This window comes from Haloarchaeobius caseinilyticus (genome assembly GCF_051207395.1).
Classification (GTDB): domain Archaea; phylum Halobacteriota; class Halobacteria; order Halobacteriales; family Natrialbaceae; genus Haloarchaeobius.
In genome coordinates this window covers 28,986-44,937 of the sequence record NZ_JBPJZC010000001.1, presented here as the reverse complement: position 1 = coordinate 44,937, position 15,952 = coordinate 28,986, and the positions used below count along the sequence as shown (strand labels likewise).

The 15,952-nt window shown below is 64.6% G+C and carries 20 protein-coding genes; 11 read left to right on the top strand and 9 right to left on the bottom strand.

The window, feature by feature from the left end; translation table 11 throughout:
* Positions 1-2: 2 nt before the first annotated feature.
* Positions 3-1,265 (bottom strand): ATP-binding cassette domain-containing protein, encoded by a 1,263-nt coding sequence (locus ACSC1P_RS00270; RefSeq protein ID WP_435358120.1) that lies wholly within the window; start codon positions 1,263-1,265, stop codon positions 3-5.
* Positions 1,262-2,272, bottom strand: coding sequence for a vitamin B12 ABC transporter permease BtuC (gene btuC, locus ACSC1P_RS00265; protein WP_435358119.1), 1,011 nt, complete (start codon positions 2,270-2,272; stop codon positions 1,262-1,264). Before btuC ends, ACSC1P_RS00270 begins: the two co-directional genes overlap by 4 nt.
* 72 nt (positions 2,273-2,344) lie before the next feature.
* Here btuC and ACSC1P_RS00260 point away from each other — a divergent pair, with 72 nt between their 5' ends.
* The 5 genes from ACSC1P_RS00260 (at position 2,345) to ACSC1P_RS00240 (ending at position 6,104) form a co-directional block, all read left to right on the top strand.
* Entirely contained in the window at positions 2,345-3,520 is a 1,176-nt protein-coding gene (locus ACSC1P_RS00260; protein WP_435358118.1) for a PGF-CTERM-anchored ABC transporter substrate-binding protein, read from the top strand.
* A 71-nt stretch (positions 3,521-3,591) separates the two neighbouring features.
* Positions 3,592-3,873: a signal recognition particle subunit SRP19 gene (srp19, locus tag ACSC1P_RS00255; protein WP_435358117.1), complete on the top strand. Its 282-nt coding sequence runs from the start codon at positions 3,592-3,594 to the stop codon at positions 3,871-3,873.
* On the top strand, positions 3,870-4,091 hold the full coding sequence (locus ACSC1P_RS00250; protein WP_435358116.1) for an H/ACA ribonucleoprotein complex subunit GAR1: 222 nt from the start codon (positions 3,870-3,872) through the stop codon (positions 4,089-4,091). The genes srp19 and ACSC1P_RS00250 overlap by 4 nt, the downstream gene beginning before the upstream one ends.
* Positions 4,092-4,463: 372 nt before the next feature.
* Complete coding sequence (locus tag ACSC1P_RS00245; protein WP_435358115.1) at positions 4,464-5,492, top strand: presenilin family intramembrane aspartyl protease PSH; 1,029 nt, start codon at positions 4,464-4,466, stop codon at positions 5,490-5,492.
* 66 nt (positions 5,493-5,558) lie between these two features.
* The gene (locus tag ACSC1P_RS00240; RefSeq protein ID WP_435358114.1) at positions 5,559-6,104 is read left to right on the top strand and encodes a GNAT family N-acetyltransferase; all 546 of its coding nucleotides are present in this window, start codon (positions 5,559-5,561) and stop codon (positions 6,102-6,104) included.
* A 33-nt stretch (positions 6,105-6,137) separates the two neighbouring features.
* Here ACSC1P_RS00240 and ACSC1P_RS00235 read toward each other — a convergent pair whose 3' ends face one another.
* Positions 6,138-6,530, bottom strand: a complete 393-nt coding sequence (locus tag ACSC1P_RS00235; RefSeq protein WP_435358113.1) for an ArsR/SmtB family transcription factor — start codon at positions 6,528-6,530, stop codon at positions 6,138-6,140.
* A 133-nt stretch (positions 6,531-6,663) separates the two neighbouring features.
* Between ACSC1P_RS00235 and ACSC1P_RS00230 the strand changes: the two genes are divergently transcribed.
* Positions 6,664-7,431 carry a DUF7509 family protein gene (locus ACSC1P_RS00230; RefSeq protein WP_435358112.1) on the top strand — a complete coding sequence of 256 codons (768 nt, stop codon included), beginning with the start codon at positions 6,664-6,666 and terminating at the stop codon, positions 7,429-7,431.
* 24 nt (positions 7,432-7,455) lie between these two features.
* Here the strand turns inward: ACSC1P_RS00230 and ACSC1P_RS00225 are convergent, their stop codons facing one another.
* Positions 7,456-8,046, bottom strand: coding sequence for a nucleotidyltransferase domain-containing protein (locus tag ACSC1P_RS00225; RefSeq protein ID WP_435358111.1), 591 nt, complete (start codon positions 8,044-8,046; stop codon positions 7,456-7,458).
* A gap of 173 nt (positions 8,047-8,219) precedes the next feature.
* Here ACSC1P_RS00225 and ACSC1P_RS00220 point away from each other — a divergent pair, with 173 nt between their 5' ends.
* Together ACSC1P_RS00220 and ACSC1P_RS00215 are read left to right on the top strand one after the other, a co-directional pair.
* Positions 8,220-9,035: an AAC(3) family N-acetyltransferase gene (locus ACSC1P_RS00220; RefSeq protein ID WP_435358110.1), complete on the top strand. Its 816-nt coding sequence runs from the start codon at positions 8,220-8,222 to the stop codon at positions 9,033-9,035.
* Positions 9,036-9,144: 109 nt separating this feature from the next.
* Positions 9,145-9,522: a helix-turn-helix domain-containing protein gene (locus ACSC1P_RS00215; protein ID WP_435360248.1), complete on the top strand. Its 378-nt coding sequence runs from the start codon at positions 9,145-9,147 to the stop codon at positions 9,520-9,522.
* 76 nt (positions 9,523-9,598) lie between these two features.
* Here ACSC1P_RS00215 and ACSC1P_RS00210 read toward each other — a convergent pair whose 3' ends face one another.
* The 3 genes from ACSC1P_RS00210 to ACSC1P_RS00200 all read right to left on the bottom strand — a co-directional run bounded on the left by ACSC1P_RS00210 (position 9,599) and on the right by ACSC1P_RS00200 (position 11,769).
* A complete protein-coding gene (locus tag ACSC1P_RS00210; RefSeq protein WP_435358109.1) occupies positions 9,599-10,327 on the bottom strand; it encodes a ferritin-like domain-containing protein in 729 nt (242 codons plus the stop codon).
* 155 nt (positions 10,328-10,482) lie between these two features.
* On the bottom strand, positions 10,483-11,481 hold the full coding sequence (locus ACSC1P_RS00205) for an ornithine cyclodeaminase family protein (RefSeq protein WP_435358108.1): 999 nt from the start codon (positions 11,479-11,481) through the stop codon (positions 10,483-10,485).
* Positions 11,482-11,532: 51 nt separating this feature from the next.
* Positions 11,533-11,769, bottom strand: a complete 237-nt coding sequence (locus tag ACSC1P_RS00200) for a DUF8015 family protein (RefSeq protein WP_435358107.1) — start codon at positions 11,767-11,769, stop codon at positions 11,533-11,535.
* 291 nt (positions 11,770-12,060) lie between these two features.
* Here ACSC1P_RS00200 and ACSC1P_RS00195 point away from each other — a divergent pair, with 291 nt between their 5' ends.
* Positions 12,061-13,266, top strand: coding sequence for an MFS transporter (locus ACSC1P_RS00195; protein ID WP_435360247.1), 1,206 nt, complete (start codon positions 12,061-12,063; stop codon positions 13,264-13,266).
* A 29-nt stretch (positions 13,267-13,295) separates the two neighbouring features.
* Here the strand turns inward: ACSC1P_RS00195 and ACSC1P_RS00190 are convergent, their stop codons facing one another.
* Positions 13,296-13,718: a DUF3054 domain-containing protein gene (locus tag ACSC1P_RS00190; protein ID WP_435358106.1), complete on the bottom strand. Its 423-nt coding sequence runs from the start codon at positions 13,716-13,718 to the stop codon at positions 13,296-13,298.
* Between the two features lie 426 nt (positions 13,719-14,144).
* Between ACSC1P_RS00190 and ACSC1P_RS00185 the strand changes: the two genes are divergently transcribed.
* Both ACSC1P_RS00185 and corA read left to right on the top strand, forming a co-directional pair.
* Complete coding sequence (locus ACSC1P_RS00185) at positions 14,145-14,318, top strand: hypothetical protein (protein ID WP_435358105.1); 174 nt, start codon at positions 14,145-14,147, stop codon at positions 14,316-14,318.
* Positions 14,315-15,283, top strand: a complete 969-nt coding sequence (gene corA / locus ACSC1P_RS00180) for a magnesium/cobalt transporter CorA (RefSeq protein WP_435358104.1) — start codon at positions 14,315-14,317, stop codon at positions 15,281-15,283. The genes ACSC1P_RS00185 and corA overlap by 4 nt, the downstream gene beginning before the upstream one ends.
* Before the next feature lie 30 nt (positions 15,284-15,313).
* Here corA and ACSC1P_RS00175 read toward each other — a convergent pair whose 3' ends face one another.
* Entirely contained in the window at positions 15,314-15,829 is a 516-nt protein-coding gene (locus tag ACSC1P_RS00175; RefSeq protein WP_435360246.1) for a MaoC family dehydratase, read from the bottom strand.
* Positions 15,830-15,952: the final 123 nt, after the last annotated feature.

Here is a 15,952-nt window from a genome sequence, read left to right as displayed (position 1 = left end):
TATCAATACTCCGTGTGTTCAGTCGGCGTGGTCGGGTGGGCGTCTGCCTCGGCGACGGCTCGCAGACACTCCGCGGGTGACGCGACGACGGCCCGTTCGCGCAGTCGGCGATACGCGTCGTGATAGTCGCTCTCGACGCGAGACCGCCACTGGCCGTCTTCGACACAGACGAGTGACGTGGCATCTCGGACAGCAGACAGCACGTCCCGGTTCCCGGCAGTCACGTGAAGGTCGGCGAGGACGACGGTGTCGGCCGTCGAGACCCGCTCTCGAAGCGCGCTCAGTGTGTCCTCGTCGACCGGAGAATACGGTTCAGTGAGCGTGGTCGGCACGCCGAGCAGGCGAGCAGTTTCGACCACGGCATCGCCCGGTGGGGCCGGCCCGACAGAGACGGTCGCGTCGGCGCTTTCGAGCCGTTCGACTGTCCGAGCTGCGACCGACCCGGTGCCGACGACGTGAACCCTCGCGTCGAGGGAATCCGGTGCCCGCGCCAGCGGTGTCACGGTCACGCTCTCGGTGACGGGGTGACGGGTGAGCACGGTCTCGGCATCGAAACTGTCTCGCAGGCGCGGGCGCGTGAGAACTTCGTCCGGTTCGCCCGTGGCGACCACGTCGCCGTCGGCCAACAGCACGAGTTCGTCGCAGTAGCGCGCGGCCAGCGAGAGGTCGTGAATCGCCGCGATAGCGGTCTTCCCATCGGCGACGAGGTCACGGACGAGTTCGAGCGTCTCGACTTGATGGTTCACGTCGAGGCTGGCGGTCGGTTCGTCGAGCAGGAGGACGGGGGCCTCCTGTGCGAGCGCCCGCGCGAGGACGACCTTCTGGCGTTCGCCGCCGGAGAGTTCGTCGACTGGCCGGTCGGCGAGTTCCCGGATACCGACCCGGTCGATGGCGTCCTCGACTGCGCGTGTGTCTTTTGCGGTGGCTCTGGCGAACCGTGAGCGGTGCGGGGTGCGCCCCATGTCCACGAGGTCTCGGACCGGGAACGAGAACGAGATGGTCGAGTCCTGCGGAACGACCGAAACCCGCCTGCTGGCCGCCTTCGACGACAGGTCGTGCATCGATTCGTCGTAGACTTCGACAGTGCCCGTCTCTGGTTCGAGTGCGGCGCTCACCGTCCTGAGAAGCGTCGTCTTCCCCGCACCGTTCGGCCCCACGAGACCGACGAAACTCCCTTCGTCGACCGACAGCGAGACGCCGTCGAGGACGGGTACGTCGCCGTAGGACAGGGACACGTCGTCGACGTGAATCGCTCGGTCGGTCACAGTGCGTGCACCTCCCGGCGACTGAGTAAGAACAGGAAGAACGGTGCGCCGATGGCGGCTGTCACGACTCCCACCGGGAGAACTTCCGCAGTGGAGCGTGCGACCGTGTCGGTGGCGACGAGGAACGACGCCCCGGCGAGCGCGCTCGTCGGGAGCAGAATCCGATGGTCCGGCCCGACTACGAGGCGCATCATGTGGGGAACGACGAGGCCGACGAAGCCGATGACGCCAGCCTGTGCGACCCCCGCAGCGGTGATGAGGCTCGCCAGTGCGAGCAAGACGAACTTGGTCGATTCGACGGAGATGCCGAGGTGATGGGCGTCCTCCTCGCCGAGCAGGAGGACGTTCATGTCTCGCGTAAACAGCATGAGCGGGGGGAAACACACGAGCGCGAAACCGAGCGTGAAGTACGCGTCGCCCCACGCTGCGTTGCTGAGATTCCCCATCAGCCAGTAGAGCGCGGTCCGCAGGGTCTGGCCGCTCGTAACGAGGAGAAACGAGACGATTGCACCGAGGAACGTCTGGACGGCGACGCCCGCGAGGAGGAGTGTCGCGACTGGTGTCCGGCCGCCTTCGGTCGCGATGCCGTAGACGAGGAACGCGGTGACGAGCGCGCCGACGAACGCCGCGCCCTCGACCCCGTACGGAACCGAGAGCGGCAGGACGATGGCGGCGACCGCGCCGACCGACGCGCCAGAGGAGACGCCCACGATGGACGGGTCCGCCATGGGATTCCGGAAAAACCCTTGCATCACGGTGCCGGCCGCGGCGAGTGCGAAGCCGACAGCCGCGGCGAGCGCGATTCGTGGCATCCGCACGTCGACGACGATGAGTCGTGCGGTCTTGGGTACCGTGAAATCGAACAGTGGAAACTGATTCAGGAGCGACTTCGCGACGACCAGATAGGGAATCGACACCGGACCGATAGCTGCGCAGACGACGATAGTCGCGGCTAACAGGGCTGTGAGGGCCAGCGACCACGCGAGCGTGCGGGAACCGGTGTGCATCGAGCCGTGTCTCTATCGCAAATGAACTTGCTTTAGGTAAATACTTATTGCATACGTGTCGAGGGTGGTGTGATGACAGCACTCCGTGAACTCCTCGTCGCCACGCTCGTCGTGGTCGCCGCGTTCGGCGTCGTCGCCACGCCTGCGGCCGCTACGACACCGACGCCAGCCCCGGCGGACGGCCTCGCGGGCGCGACCGTCGCCCAGGAAGATTGTTCGTTCCCGTTCAGCGCGACCGACGCGACTGGGACTGAAGTCACACTCGAACAGGCACCCGAACGCGTCGTCACCCTCGGCCCGGGGTCGGCACAGACGATGTGGGAAATCGGCGCGAAAGCGAAAGTCGTCGGCACGACGCAGTACGCGAGCTACCTCGACGGCGCGTCTTCGCGCGCGAACGTCTCCGGGACCGGCTTCGCCTTCGCCTCCGTCGAGAAGATAGTCGCACAGGAGCCAGACCTCGTCCTCGCCGAGAACGTCGTCAGCCCCGAGACGGTCCAGAAGCTTCGACAGGCCGGCATCGCGGTGTACCAGTTCGAGTCGGCGACGACCATCGAAGACGTGTACGAGAAGGTCGAACTGACCGGCAACCTCGTCGGTGCATGCGACGGCGCGGCCGATTCCGTCGACTGGATGCAGACCGAAGTCGAAGTCGTCACGAAGGCGGCCGAAGGACAAGAGTCCCCGAAGGCACTGTACGTCTTCGGCGGCTACACGCCCGGTCCCGACACCTACATCAGCGACCTCATTACGAGTGCAGGCGCGACGAACCTCGCCGCCGAAGCCGACCTCGAATACACGGCGACCGGCTACGCCCAGATAAACCCGGAAGTCGTGGCCGACCTGGAAGTCGAGTGGCTCCTGTTCAACTCGGACGCGCCCGAGCCACGCATTCCGGATTCCCCCGCGTACCAGAACACCATCGCCGCCCAGCAGAACCAGACCGTCGTGTTGGATGCGAACCAGGTCAGTCAGCCTGCACCCCGGAGCGTCCTCGTGATGCGCCAGCTCGCCCAGACGTGGTACCCAGAGGCCTACGCCGAGGCGAACGCGAGCGTTCGCGGTGAGGCGTCTGCCGGTACGACCGACACGTCGTCGACCCAGACGACGATGGGTACTGACGCGCCGACGGACACGGCAACCGCCACCCCCGAAGCGAACGACTCGGCCGGTGGCTCGCCCGGCTTCACCGTCGTCGGTGCAGTCGCCGCACTCGTCTCGCTCGTCGCGCTGACCCGGCGCGACTGAACCCGTTCACTCGTTTTCACCCGCTCGACTCGGAAAGGTCCTTAACCGCCGGCCCGCTTAGTGTCGTCCATATGGTCGAGAACGTCATCTACCCCGCGTACCTCGACGCGGACCTCACCCGGAAGAAGGGCCGCCGTGTCCCGAAGGCACTGGCCGTCACCGAGCCGACTGTCGACGAAATCGCGAAAGCCGTCCAGCAGGTCGGCTACGACGCCGTCATCGAGAGCGACATGGCCTACTCGCGCGAGGGCCACCTCGAACGCGGCCGCGTCCTCGTGAAGAACCCGACCGACGACTCGAAGAACGACATCGTGCAGGCCGCGGCCGCCTACGTCGACGCCCTCCGCGAATGAAGCGGGTCGGGACGGTCGTCCGTGCGGCGCAGGGCCTCGCCATCGCTCGCACTGCGGAAGGCGACAAGCCACGCCTCGGCGAGTCGGTCATCGACGAGAATCTCGACGACGTGGGCCGTATCGTCGACGTGTTCGGGCCGGTCTCGCGCCCGTACGTCGCAGTCTCGGCTGACACCGACCCCGCGCTGTTGCTCGGCCAGACGCTGTACTCGCGGTAGTCAGACTCCCGGATAGTTTACGCCGGGTGTAAACTTTTGCCGTCGACGAGTCCCGATCAACCGATTTGGCGCGCCTGGTGAGCGTGCTTCGCACAGCGAAGCCGGAGGTGTAGGCGCGCGAGGGATGACGAGCGGCACGAGCGAAGCGAGTGGCGTGAGGAATCGGTTGGGGTGGGTGTGGCGGCGGTCATCTGCACCAGCGTTCGTGAACTGCTTCTCGATAACCAGAGCCACAGAACCAACAGCAACCGAACACACAGCCACAGCATCGGCCGAGCAAACAGCCTAGCGCCGACGTACGACGACAGAATACGACGAAACGCCCGATAATCGAACACAACACCGAAATACCGCGGCCTTATACCCCCGTCCATGAACGACCGATACCGAGTCGTTGGGGCCGTCGGCCTCACCGTCATCATCTTCTTGTTGGTGCAACTCGGTGCCCTCTCGCTGCTCGAACCCTTCCAGGCGGCGGACCGCGCCGTCGTCGAGAATCCGCAGGACGCCACCAACAGCATCGTCTACATCGGGGCCATCCTCGTGGCGACGGCGGCGATGTTGGCCGCGTTCAAGTACGACCTGCAGTGGCTCATTCGCGGGTTCATCATCCTCACGAGCGGGATGCTCTCGTTCTACGTCTTCGAGACGTGGCTGCCCCAGACGGCGGCGCTCGTCGCCGGTGGCGCGGTCGCACTCGGCTTGCTCGTCTACCCCGAGTGGTACGTCATCGACACCGCGGGCGTGGTGATGGGGTCGGCCGCAGCAGGCCTGTTCGGCATCAGCTTCGGGCTGTTCCCGGCCATCCTGCTCCTGACGATTCTGGCCGTCTACGACGCCATCTCGGTGTACGGGACCGAGCACATGCTCACGCTCGCGGAGGGCGTGATGGACATGAAGGTGCCAGTCATCCTCGTCATCCCGACGACGCTCTCCTTTTCGTTCCTCGAAATGACCGCGGACAGCGAGGAGGAAGACGACGAGTCGGCTGTCGACGGCACCGACGTGGACGCAGTTGCGGCGACCGACGGAAACGGGTCGATGGACGACGAACTAGTCGACTCGACCGACGAAGACGACGACACCGCACTGGACCGTGACGCACTCTTCATCGGCCTCGGTGACGCCGTGATGCCGACCATCATCGTCGCCTCGGCGGCGTACTTCCACTCCAGCGCGTCCGACACGGTCGAGCCGATTCTGACCGACCCGGTGTTGCTCAACCTGCCCGCGCTGACGGCCATGATCGGCACCATCGCTGGCCTGCTCGTGTTGCTCTGGATGGTGATGAAGGGCCGGGCTCACGCCGGCCTGCCGCTGCTGAACGGCGGTGCAATCGGTGGCTATCTCGTCGGCGCACTCGCAGCCGGCGTTCCGTTGATGGCGGCGCTCGGGCTCTAACCACGAGTCAGTTTCACACGGAGACAGTACGCCTAAGTTTCTCGTCCGACTCGTCTCTGTACAGCGATGCAATTCTGTACCCTCCCCGCGGAAGAATCCGCGGTCCGCCGCTATGTCGAGGAGCTGTGGCTGCCGTACAATCGAACCCTCGAAACAGCCGTCGCCAGTCACGCACTCGTCGACTGGAGCGACGACGACATCGTCGAGGCGGAAATCGACTTCCGGCTCGGAAAGCTCGAAGCCGAAGGCTACGAACTGGTGGTCGCCGTGGACGACGACGCCGACCCCGCCGATGACGACGTGGCTCTCGCAGACACACCGGGCGACTTCACCGGCTTCATCGCGACCGAACTAAATCCCGCACCGCCCATCTTCGACCAGCCGGACCGGCTGAAAATCGGCGACATCTTCGTGCGCGAACCGTACCGCGGCAGTGGCCTCGCCAGTGACCTCGTCGACCGCGTCGTCGAGCGGGCACGTGACGAAAACTATCCAGAACTCGCGCTCGACGTGGACGTGGACAACGAGCGTGCGCTCGCGTTCTACGACAGAATCGGGTTCGAACCACACCGGCACACGTTGACTGCGTCGGTCGACGGCCTCACTCGCTGAAGCGCGCCGCGAAAAATTCCGTTTTCCTGCCGCTCACTCGCCGGGCGCGTGCCCGGTGACGTTCTCGTAGTCGGCCGCGATTTCTTGGCGGCCGACGTGCGTGATTTCGTAGAACGTCTGGCGACCATCCACACCTTCGGGCGCGCCGGTTCGGGCGACGAGGCCCGCGTCGACCAGTTCACCGAGGTGGTGACTCAGGTCGAACGAGGGGTCGTCGACCGCGGCAGCGAGTTCCTTGCGGGCGACCTCGTCGCGCTCGTACAGCAGGAACACGATGGCGTAGCGGCGCGGGTCGCCGAGGGCGGCCTTGCGCGCGGCGTGGTCCGCGAGCGTCCCGATGCTGTCGTCGAACAGCCGCTCGTCGACGTAGCGTTCGAGGTCGCGCTCGCCAGGGAACGTCGGTCGGTCGCTGGATTCGGCAGCCATGATTCAGGTGAGTGTACAGGAGCCAGCAGTATCAGTCTACCGATTACAGAGAATATTTTCTTTCTTTCTCAGCATCACGAACTGTGGCGTGTCCAAACGTATTTTTCACCCTCCTGAGAAGGCCAGACAAGCGATGTTCGACGGGCAGACGACGTTCACCTACGACGGCCGACCAATCGCCGACATCCTCGCCGAGGAGGCACCAGCCCCACCCCGATTCGGCAGCCACGACGACTTCACGGTGTACGTGATGGGGCCGTACACCGCCTTCAGCGCGGCGTACGCCTACGACGACGGGCATCGGCTAGAGACGCCATTCCAGCGTGACCCACTGTTCGACCCGGCCGAACACGTCACCGACGACGGTCAGGGCGACATGGAACAGGCACTCAGAGACTTCTGCGAAGGATTGCGAGCGCGACTCGGCGTCCGGGCCTTCGTCGCCACCGACATCGACATCCCAACACATCGGCAGGCGCACGAGGCGAACGCGAGCCGAGGCGACGACGGACCCGAAGTCGTCGGCATGGACCCACTCGAACAGTCCATCGCGTTCGCCGCCCACAGCGACGCCGTCCTGTTCCTGTTCACGCAGGGCGGCCTGACGACGGGCGTCGGCACCGAAACCGGCGGCATCCTCGGTGAGTTCCACCTTCGTCGCGGCAACCCAGCGACGACGCATAAACCGGGCCAGCGCGTCGCCATCTATCAGGACGAGGGCTTCGGAAGCGCGACCGTCGACGAACTGCCGTACGGGTTCGACGTGCGCTACGACACCTTCGACACGAAGGCGACGCTCCACGGGAAGGTGCGCAACTGGCTCGACTCACTCGCCAGAGAGAGCAGAGATACCGACCTCCCGGTGTTCGTCCCAGGGGAGACGTACGCGCGCACCGAATAGGTAGGGGAAAACGGGAACAGACAGCTACAGCGACGACAGCCAGTGGTGGCCCGGGTCGACCGACTGAATCGAGTCGCGGAGCCAGTCGCGCTGTTCTGGGGCTACTTCTGGCGCGACTCGCTGGAAGTCGGCCTCGTCGTGTGGTCCGAAGATGGGCAGTTTGTACAGCAGGACGATTTCTGGAGCGAGATGAGGAATCCCCGTTTCTGAGACCTGCACGAAGTCGTCGAGAGACCGTGTGACCCGTGGGTCGCGACGGAAGATCCACTCGCCGTCTTCGTGCTCGTTCAACAGGCATTCGAGCGAGTGGAGTTCGAAGTCCTCGGTCTCGGCGTGGAGTTCGTGCCGTGGGAGTTCCAGGGTTTCTCCCTCGGCCCACGGCTCGCGTCGACCTTCCCCGGGAACCACGACTTCGAACGACCACTCCGAGAGGTACTCGCGGAGTGCGTGCTGGTCTGCACGGAACACCGCGATTTCCACGTCGCCGTGGTCGCGCGATTGCTCGTCGAGGAAACAGTCGAGTGCCCACCCACCAGCGATGGCCCACGGTCGGTCGAACGCACGCATGCGGTCGGCGACCGCGTACACGTCGTTCCACGTGGTGGCTGTGGGCATGTCGTTCGACCTGAACGCAGTGTAAGCTATGAATTTGTCGACATTCGCCGAGCGAACGAGTGGCCGAAACCGGGCTGGTAAATCAGATACTACTATACAGAATCGCCCCGAGTCTCGTCGATTCAGGTCGCCGCCTTCCCGAGATTTATTGCCCGTCTCGATTTCGTTGCTGCATGAGCCAGCCGCGTCCCGAAGACCGGTCGCCAGCGCCAATTACGGTGAGTTCGCTGGTCGAAGAGTTGCACGCTCTTGGCGTCGAGCGCGGGCAGACGATACTCGTCCACAGTTCGCTTTCGTCACTCGGGTGGGTCTGTGGCGGTGCGCCGGCCGTCGTCGACGCACTCCAACTCGCCGTCGGTGACACGGGGACGGTCGTGATGCCGACTCACTCACCCGGGAACAGAGGCCCGCGGAACATGTCGCACCCGCCAGTGCCAGAGTCGTGGGACGAACGAATCCGAGCACAGATGCCGCCGTACCGTCCGGCCGTGACGCCGACACAGGGCATGGGTGCGATTCCAGAGTGCTTTCGAAACTATCCGGGTGTGCGCCGGAGCGCGCATCCGCAGCACTCGTTCGCCGCGTGGGGCGCGAAGGCCGACTTCGTCACCAGCGGACACCCGTACGACTACTCGCTCGGTGAAGATTCGCCGCTGGCGCGGGTGTACGACGCAGACGGTGCCGTGCTGTTCTTGGGCACCACGCACGCGACCGATACGTCACTCCACCTCGCGGAGTACCGGGCCGATATCGACGTGGGGACCGAACAGCGCGCCAGTGCAGTCCTCGTCGAAGGAGAGCGCGTGTGGTTGCACTGGGACGACATCGCGTTCGACGACGAGGACTTCGCCGCGTGTGGCGACGCGTTCGAACTCGAACACCCGGAGGCTGTCGCGACAGGGACGGTCGGCGTCGCCGACGCGAAACTGTTCTCACAGCGAACGCTCGTCGACTTCGGCGTCGAGTGGTTCGAGGCGAATCGCGTCTGAGAACCGTCACAGGTGGTCGGTCAGCGTGCCCGAGCACCGAACGAGGACTGCGATTCGCTGGTTCCTCCCACACGCGGTAGTTCACCGCGGCGAGAGCTGAGTCGACGACCTGCTCGGCGTCGTCTTCGACAACGCGGTCATCCTGCAGTGGCCGGTCCAGTTCGTCGACGAAGGCGACCGTATGGGCGCGCAGGTGACACTACTCGGGACAGACGATGCTATCGGGCGCGCGGTCGACGCGATTCCGCCCGCTGTCGACGTAACGCTCGACCGGACCGGCCCCTACACGGGGACGTTCGCAGCCTCGGAACCAGTGCTGGCCGAGCGGCAGCGACAGGTCCTCGACATCGCACTCGACGTGGGGTACTACGAGGTACCGCGCGAAGCGACCCATCGCGACATCGCAGCGTGTCTCGGCCTCGCGCCTGGAACCGTGAGTGAACATCTCCAGCAAACCGAGCATCAGCTGGTCGCAGCGCAGTTTTAGTTCAAAAGAGAGAGCCACAACAGTCGATACGTCCCTCGACGGGCCCACCAAGCCCGTCTGCTACCGGCTTCCCGCGTTATTCCTCGACGATGAACTGTCCAGCGATCTCCAGCACCTCTTCCATCGACTTCGCCTCGTCGTAGGCGTTCGGGAACGGCGAGGTCCCGGCGACCCAGTTGAACGTCCCAGCGTGGCGTGCCTCGACGCTGTGGATGGACAGTGCGGCCGAGAGGAGCTTGTCGTTCTTGATGGACGGTGCGGCGCCCGCGTACGCCGCGACACCGGTGTTCTCCAGTGCTTTCGCCGTCTGGAGGAACGTACTCGGCGAGTCGTAGCCGAAGTCGTACGTCGCCGGTTCGACGGGCGTGCCGCCGAGGTCGTTGATGACTTTCGTAAGCTGGTCGACGTGGGCCGCCTCGTGTTCGCCGACCATCATCACGTACTCGGGAATCTTCTCGCGCGTCTCCATGCAGAGGCGGTCACAGACCGCGTCGGCAGTCATCATCTCCTCGGGCGTGAAGTCTTCCAGTCCCTGCTTGTAGAACTGGTCTTCGAGGTGTTCGAGCGTCAGCGCGTAATTCAGGATGTCCACGTCGGTCTGTTCGTCGTCTTCCTGCGCCTGCAGTCCGACCTGCCCACTGCTGGACGTGGGGGCAGCTGCAGCACTGCCGGAGAGGCCGATTGCGGCGGCACCGGCTGCGGCCGCACCCCCGAGGAACGTTCGGCGGGACGAGAGCTGGCTCTGGACGGATTCGGTAAGCTGGTCGATGCTGCTGCGGTCCTTCGTGGTGGGTTCGTCAGACATTGGGGTTCTACCGTGCCGGCGTGGCACACTCGAAACGATGGAATCCCCTTGAAAGTAGATTTTCCAGAAACAGACCCAAATTCGTACCAACTGATGGTGAAAAGAACTGAAACCGTGAACGTTTTTTAGAAAATGAGCGAAAGCGATACCGTTCGTTACTCGCCGGTGAGTGCTTCGCTCGCGGGGGCGAGCGTTATCTCCTGTCCGAATCCACGCTCTCGTGCTCGCTCGTACAGCATGTACGCTGCGCCGGTCGTCTCGATGCCGGTGCCACCCGAGTCGAAGACGGTTATCTCCTCGTCGGACTCGCGACCCGGCTCTTTTCCGGCGACGATTTCACCGAGTTCCGCGTGGACGTGACTCTCGTCGACGACGCCCTCTTCCATCGCGTGGATGAACGAGCCAGCGTCCTGCGTGACGCGCTCGCGCAGGTCGGGGACGTACTTCGCTCGCTCGATGGTGGTGTCGTCGAGTTCGCGCTTTTCGGGGTGGTACTGCCCCATCGCCGTGACGTGGGTGCCGGGCGAGAGCAGGTCACCGTCGAACACCGGTTCCGAGGCGGTAGTCGCCGTAATGACCACGTCTGCCCCTTCGACCGCGGCAGACGGCGAGGCGACTGCACCGACCGTCGCGTCGTACCGTTCGTTCATCTCGGCCGCGAACGACTCGCGGTTCTCTTTCGTCGGTGAGAAGACGTTGACCGTCTCGAAGTCGCGGACGGTCATCGTCGCCTTGAGCTGTCCCCGGGCTTGCGCCCCGGTGCCGATGAGAGCCAGTTTGGTCGCGTCCTCGCGCGCGAGCTCGTCGACGGCGACCGCACCGGCCGCGCCGGTCTTGTACGGGTTCATGCTCGCCCCGTCGAGGAGCGCGAGCGGTTCACCCGATTCGGCGTCGAACAGCGGCGTCACGAACCAGGCGTCGGCTTCGCCGAAGCCGGCCGAGTACATGTAGCCGCCCATCGCACCCGTGTCAGGGAGGATGGCGGAATAACTGAACAGCATCCCTGGCGGGTCGCCGCTGCGTAGTGTGGTCCGCGGCTTCGCGGCGGCACCTTCGCCCCGTTGGCGATACGCATCGCGCACGGCGTCGACGTACTCTGTGGGCTCTGCGAGTCCAGCGACGTCGTCACTGGTCAGGAACAGCGCGTTCGTCATGCGCGAGAAATCGACAGCCACCGACAAAAAGGGCTGTGCTGGGTACTGGGGTCAGTCAGCGTGGGGCGCTTTGACAGCGGGCGACGAAGCCGGAGCGGTCTGCTCCGGACTCGGTTCGTCGACCGGACCTCGCACGAACATCGCGTGTCCGACGAGGAATGCTGCGAAGAGTGCTGCAATCGGGACCGCCGTCGTCAGGTCGAGATCGACGAGGGTCGTGAGTGCGCCTGTGCCTCCGATGAGCGATGCGGGAATAAGTCCCAGAACGATGTCGTAATACCCAGCCATAATACATTAGAAAATATGGGAATTGTATACTTAAGTCTTTCGCTGCTATCCACTCCATACTCGACCTATGGCTGATTCATATTTGGTGCAGTGGATTCTCATAAGTTATGAGTTGGTTATCTATTGGGAATCGTACCGCCGTCTTGCGGTTTTTCGTGACTCACCTCTGGTACAGGAAACTCCATATATATTTTCTGGTACTGTGTGCATGCCGCAATCGGTGCGTTCTTACGGCCCAACACCGACGATTTCGGCGTGAACCGCAACGACCGCGCCATCACGGCGCTCGTGATGGTCGGCCACGGGATGGTCCACACGTACGAACTCTCCATCCCCATCTTCGTGAGCGTCTGGCTCGCGCCCGAGGTGTTCGGCGCGAGCGAGGCGACGCTCGGCATCGTCACGGCCGTCGGCTACGGGCTGTTCGGCCTCGGCGCGCTCCCCGGCGGCGTTTTGGCGGACTCGGTCGGCTCGAAACGGCTCATCGTCGGCTGTCTGCTCGGGATGGCCGCTTCGTTCGCCTTACTGTCGGTCGCGCCGTCCATTCCGGTCGTCGCCGTCGCGCTGTTCCTCTGGGGCGCAGCCGCCAGTGTGTACCACCCGTCGGGACTCTCGCTCATCAGCCGGGGCGTCGAAGCGCGCGGGAGCGCCTTCGCCTATCACGGGATGGCCGGCAACCTCGGCATCGCACTCGGACCGTTGCTGACTGCACTGCTCCTGCTGGTCCTCGACTGGCGGCAGGTGGCGATCGTCCTGACCGTCCCCGCCGCAGTCGGTGCGGTGGTCGCACTGACTATCGACGTGGACGAACGCGCCGCGGTCGGTGAGGCTGGCGATGGGCCGCAAGTCGAGAGCGACGGCGGGTCGAAGACCGACTCGGTCTCGTCGCTCTCCGAATTCGTCGCGGGCAGTCGGGCACTGTTCGCCAGCGGCTTCCTCGTCATCTTCGCCGTCGTGATGGCCTCTGGGCTGTACTACCGCGGTGTCCTCACCTTCCTGCCAGAGATTCTGGGCGGCTTCTCCTCGCTCTCGCCGGTCGAGGTCGGCACGCAGGAACTCGAACCCGCGCGGTACGTCTACGCTGGCCTGTTGATGGTCGGTGTCGCGGGCCAGTACGTTGGCGGCCGACTCACCGACCACATCCAGCCGAGTCGGGCCCTCGTGTTCGTCTTCCCCGCACTCGCCGTCATCGCGCTCGCGTTCCTTCCGGTCGCTTCGCTCGGGCTGATTCCGTTCCTCGTGCTCTGTGCGGTTCTGGGATTCGTCCTGTTCGTTCCCCAGCCGCTGTATCAGGCGGCCGTCGCCGAACACACGCCCGCGGGCACGCGGGGACTGTCCTACGGCTACACCTACCTCGGCGTGTTCGGCGTGGGCGCACTCGGCGGCGTGCTGGCCGGCGCGTTGCTCACGTACGCCGACACCGGCGCACTGTTCCTCGCACTGGCCGGTATCGGCGTGTTCGGTGGCGTCGCTAGCTTCGTGCTGAGTCGGCGCTGAGAACGCAGAATCGCTGCTTCTCGCTATCGTTATTCCGTGAGCAGGCCGACGACGACCGGCCGAGCGATACAGAGTGCGACCGCCCCCAGACCGGACATCACGAGCGCGAAGGTCCACGGCGAGTCACCAGCCAGGTACGGCGACCCGCGAGCGATGAGCGCGAGGTTGACCGCCGCGAGCCACGAGACGAGCGTGACCCGAACCGTCGACAGGCCGCCCGCAAAGGCTCGCGTGCCGTAGGCCCCACCGACGACCGCAAGCACGGCCCACGCAAGCAGGAAGGGGAGCACCGTCTCGGCGACGCGCGGCGCCTGCGTGATGGGGTCGACACCGTGTCTGAGTTCACCCATCAGCAACAGTCCAACCAGGACGAGTAAGTCGACACCGGCCAGTTTCGCCACCCGGTCGAGTGGCTGGCCGTCGAGGTCGAGCAGCCGCTTCGCTGTGTGCATACCCGTGGCTCCGGACTGGAACGCTATCGGTGTCCCGGTTCGTCGTCGAACCCTGAGAACCGTGGCGCGACTGAAGGACGAGCAACCGCTGTGGCGCGCGCTGGCGAGTGTGCCTGAGCAAAGCGAAGGCCGCGATGCCTAGTCGCGCGAGGTCGTCGTGAGCGTGCGAACGACTGCAAGTGAGAGCGTGATCTCACGAGGGATGAGCCAGACTGAGCAGCGCGAAGTCTGGCGAATCGGTTGGGGAGTGTGTGGCTGCGGTCATGTTCCGTCGGCATTCGGGAACTGTTTCTCGACGCCAGTGTCAGCGACTACAAACCTGAGTGAATAGACAGACGCCGACACGAACACGACCAACCGACGAGTAGAGACGCGAAACACGACGACTAGCGAACGTTTTTGCCGACACCGGCCGACCCACGCTGCATGAACCGGACGTTCGCGGCTGGGGTGGCTCTGACAGGTCTCGGCCTCGTTGGCTACCTCGTGGGGCTAGCTACCCAGTACACGGGCCGGGCGTTCTCGCTCACCGGCATCATGGTCGGCCTCACGCTGATGGCGCTCGGTAGTGGGGCGTACGCCGGGGGTGACGACGAGTGACCATCCAGTCGCACGTGTTCACCGCGAACGGCGTCGACGACTACGACGACCTCCACGTGGCGCGCGACGCCAACGGGACGACGTGGGTCCGGGTCTCCGATGCGACCGACAGCGAGATTCAGGCGGTCGCACAGGCGTTCGACATCCACGCGCTCGAAATCGAGGACATCCGCAACGAAGTGCGCCCCAAGACCGAGACGTTCAACGGGCACATCTTCACGCTCGTGAAGACGGCGATGCTTCGGCCCGGCGAGACGACGTTCGCAGAGGAGGTTCGCTCCGAGACGGTCGGGCTGTTCATCGGCCGCGACTGGCTCGTGACGCTCTCGCTGTCGTCGCTGCGAGCGGTCGCGAGAGTGTGGGATGCGGTCACGCGCGAGGACAAACGAATCCTCGAACGAGGACCGGACTTCACCGCCTATCGCATCCTCGACAACGTCGTCGATGAGTTCTTCGACGTGATAGACGAGGTCGAACGCGACATCGAGGCCGTCGAGGAGGAGGTCGTCGAGGCGCGGGGGAAAGAGACGCTTTCGGACATCAACAGTCTCCGGCGCGAACTCCTCTCCGTGCGACGGGTGTTGTGGCCGTCACGGGACGCGGTCGCCATGCTCGCCAGAGGCGACCCGGACTTCATCGAGGAGCGCCACGAGAAGTACTTCCGCGACGTGTACGACAACCTCATCCAGTTGGTCGAGTTGACCGAGACGTACCGCGACCTCGTCACGGGCGCGCGAGACATCTACCTGAACTCGCTGTCGATGCAGATGAACGAGGTGATGAAGACGCTCACCGTCGTCGCGACCATCATCCTGCCGCTGACGTTCGTCGTCGGGGTGTACGGGATGAACTTCCAGACGATGCCGGAACTCCAGTGGGAGTACGCCTACCACGCGACGATGCTCGGGATGGCGCTCATCTCGGCGATACTCGTCGTCTACTTCCGGAGAGAAGGCTGGCTGTAGGGCGGTCCGAGATGTGCTGCCCCTCGCGGCTTACTCGGCGTTCTCTCGCTTCAGCGAGAGGACCGTCCGTTCGAACTCGCAGACGAGTGTCTCCTCGTCCGCTTCGTCGTCCTCGTCGTCTGCGGTCGGGAGTTTGAACGCCTCCACTTTCATCGTGACCAGTCCTCGCTCGCCGCTGCTCGTCTCTTTCTTCTCCGTGACGGTCGACTGGACCCGGATGGTGTCGCCGTGGAAGACAGGTGCCGGGTGGGACACGTCGTCGTACGAGAGGTTGGCGACGATGGTGCCGTCGGTCGTCTCCGGAATGGAGACGCCGACCGCGAGCGCCATGGTGTAGATGCCGTTGACCAGTCGCTCGCCGAACTGGGTGTCGGCGGCGAAGGACTCGTCTAAGTGCAGCGGCTGCTGGTTCATCGTCATGTCGCAAAAGCGCTGGTTGTCGCTCTCGGAGATGGTTCGACGTCGTTCGTGTTCGATCGTCTCGCCGACGGTGAACTCCTCGTAGTAGAGGCCGGGCATGCGCGAGGCGACTCGCGCGGCCGTAATAGGCAGTCCGCTTCGTCGCCGAGGGTCGCCGGGTCGGCGACAGAATCAGTCCGAATAGACGAATCTCCGGCAACCCCCAACGTCTGTTGGGTCTACACTCTCGGTCGTGTGGTGCGTTACCAC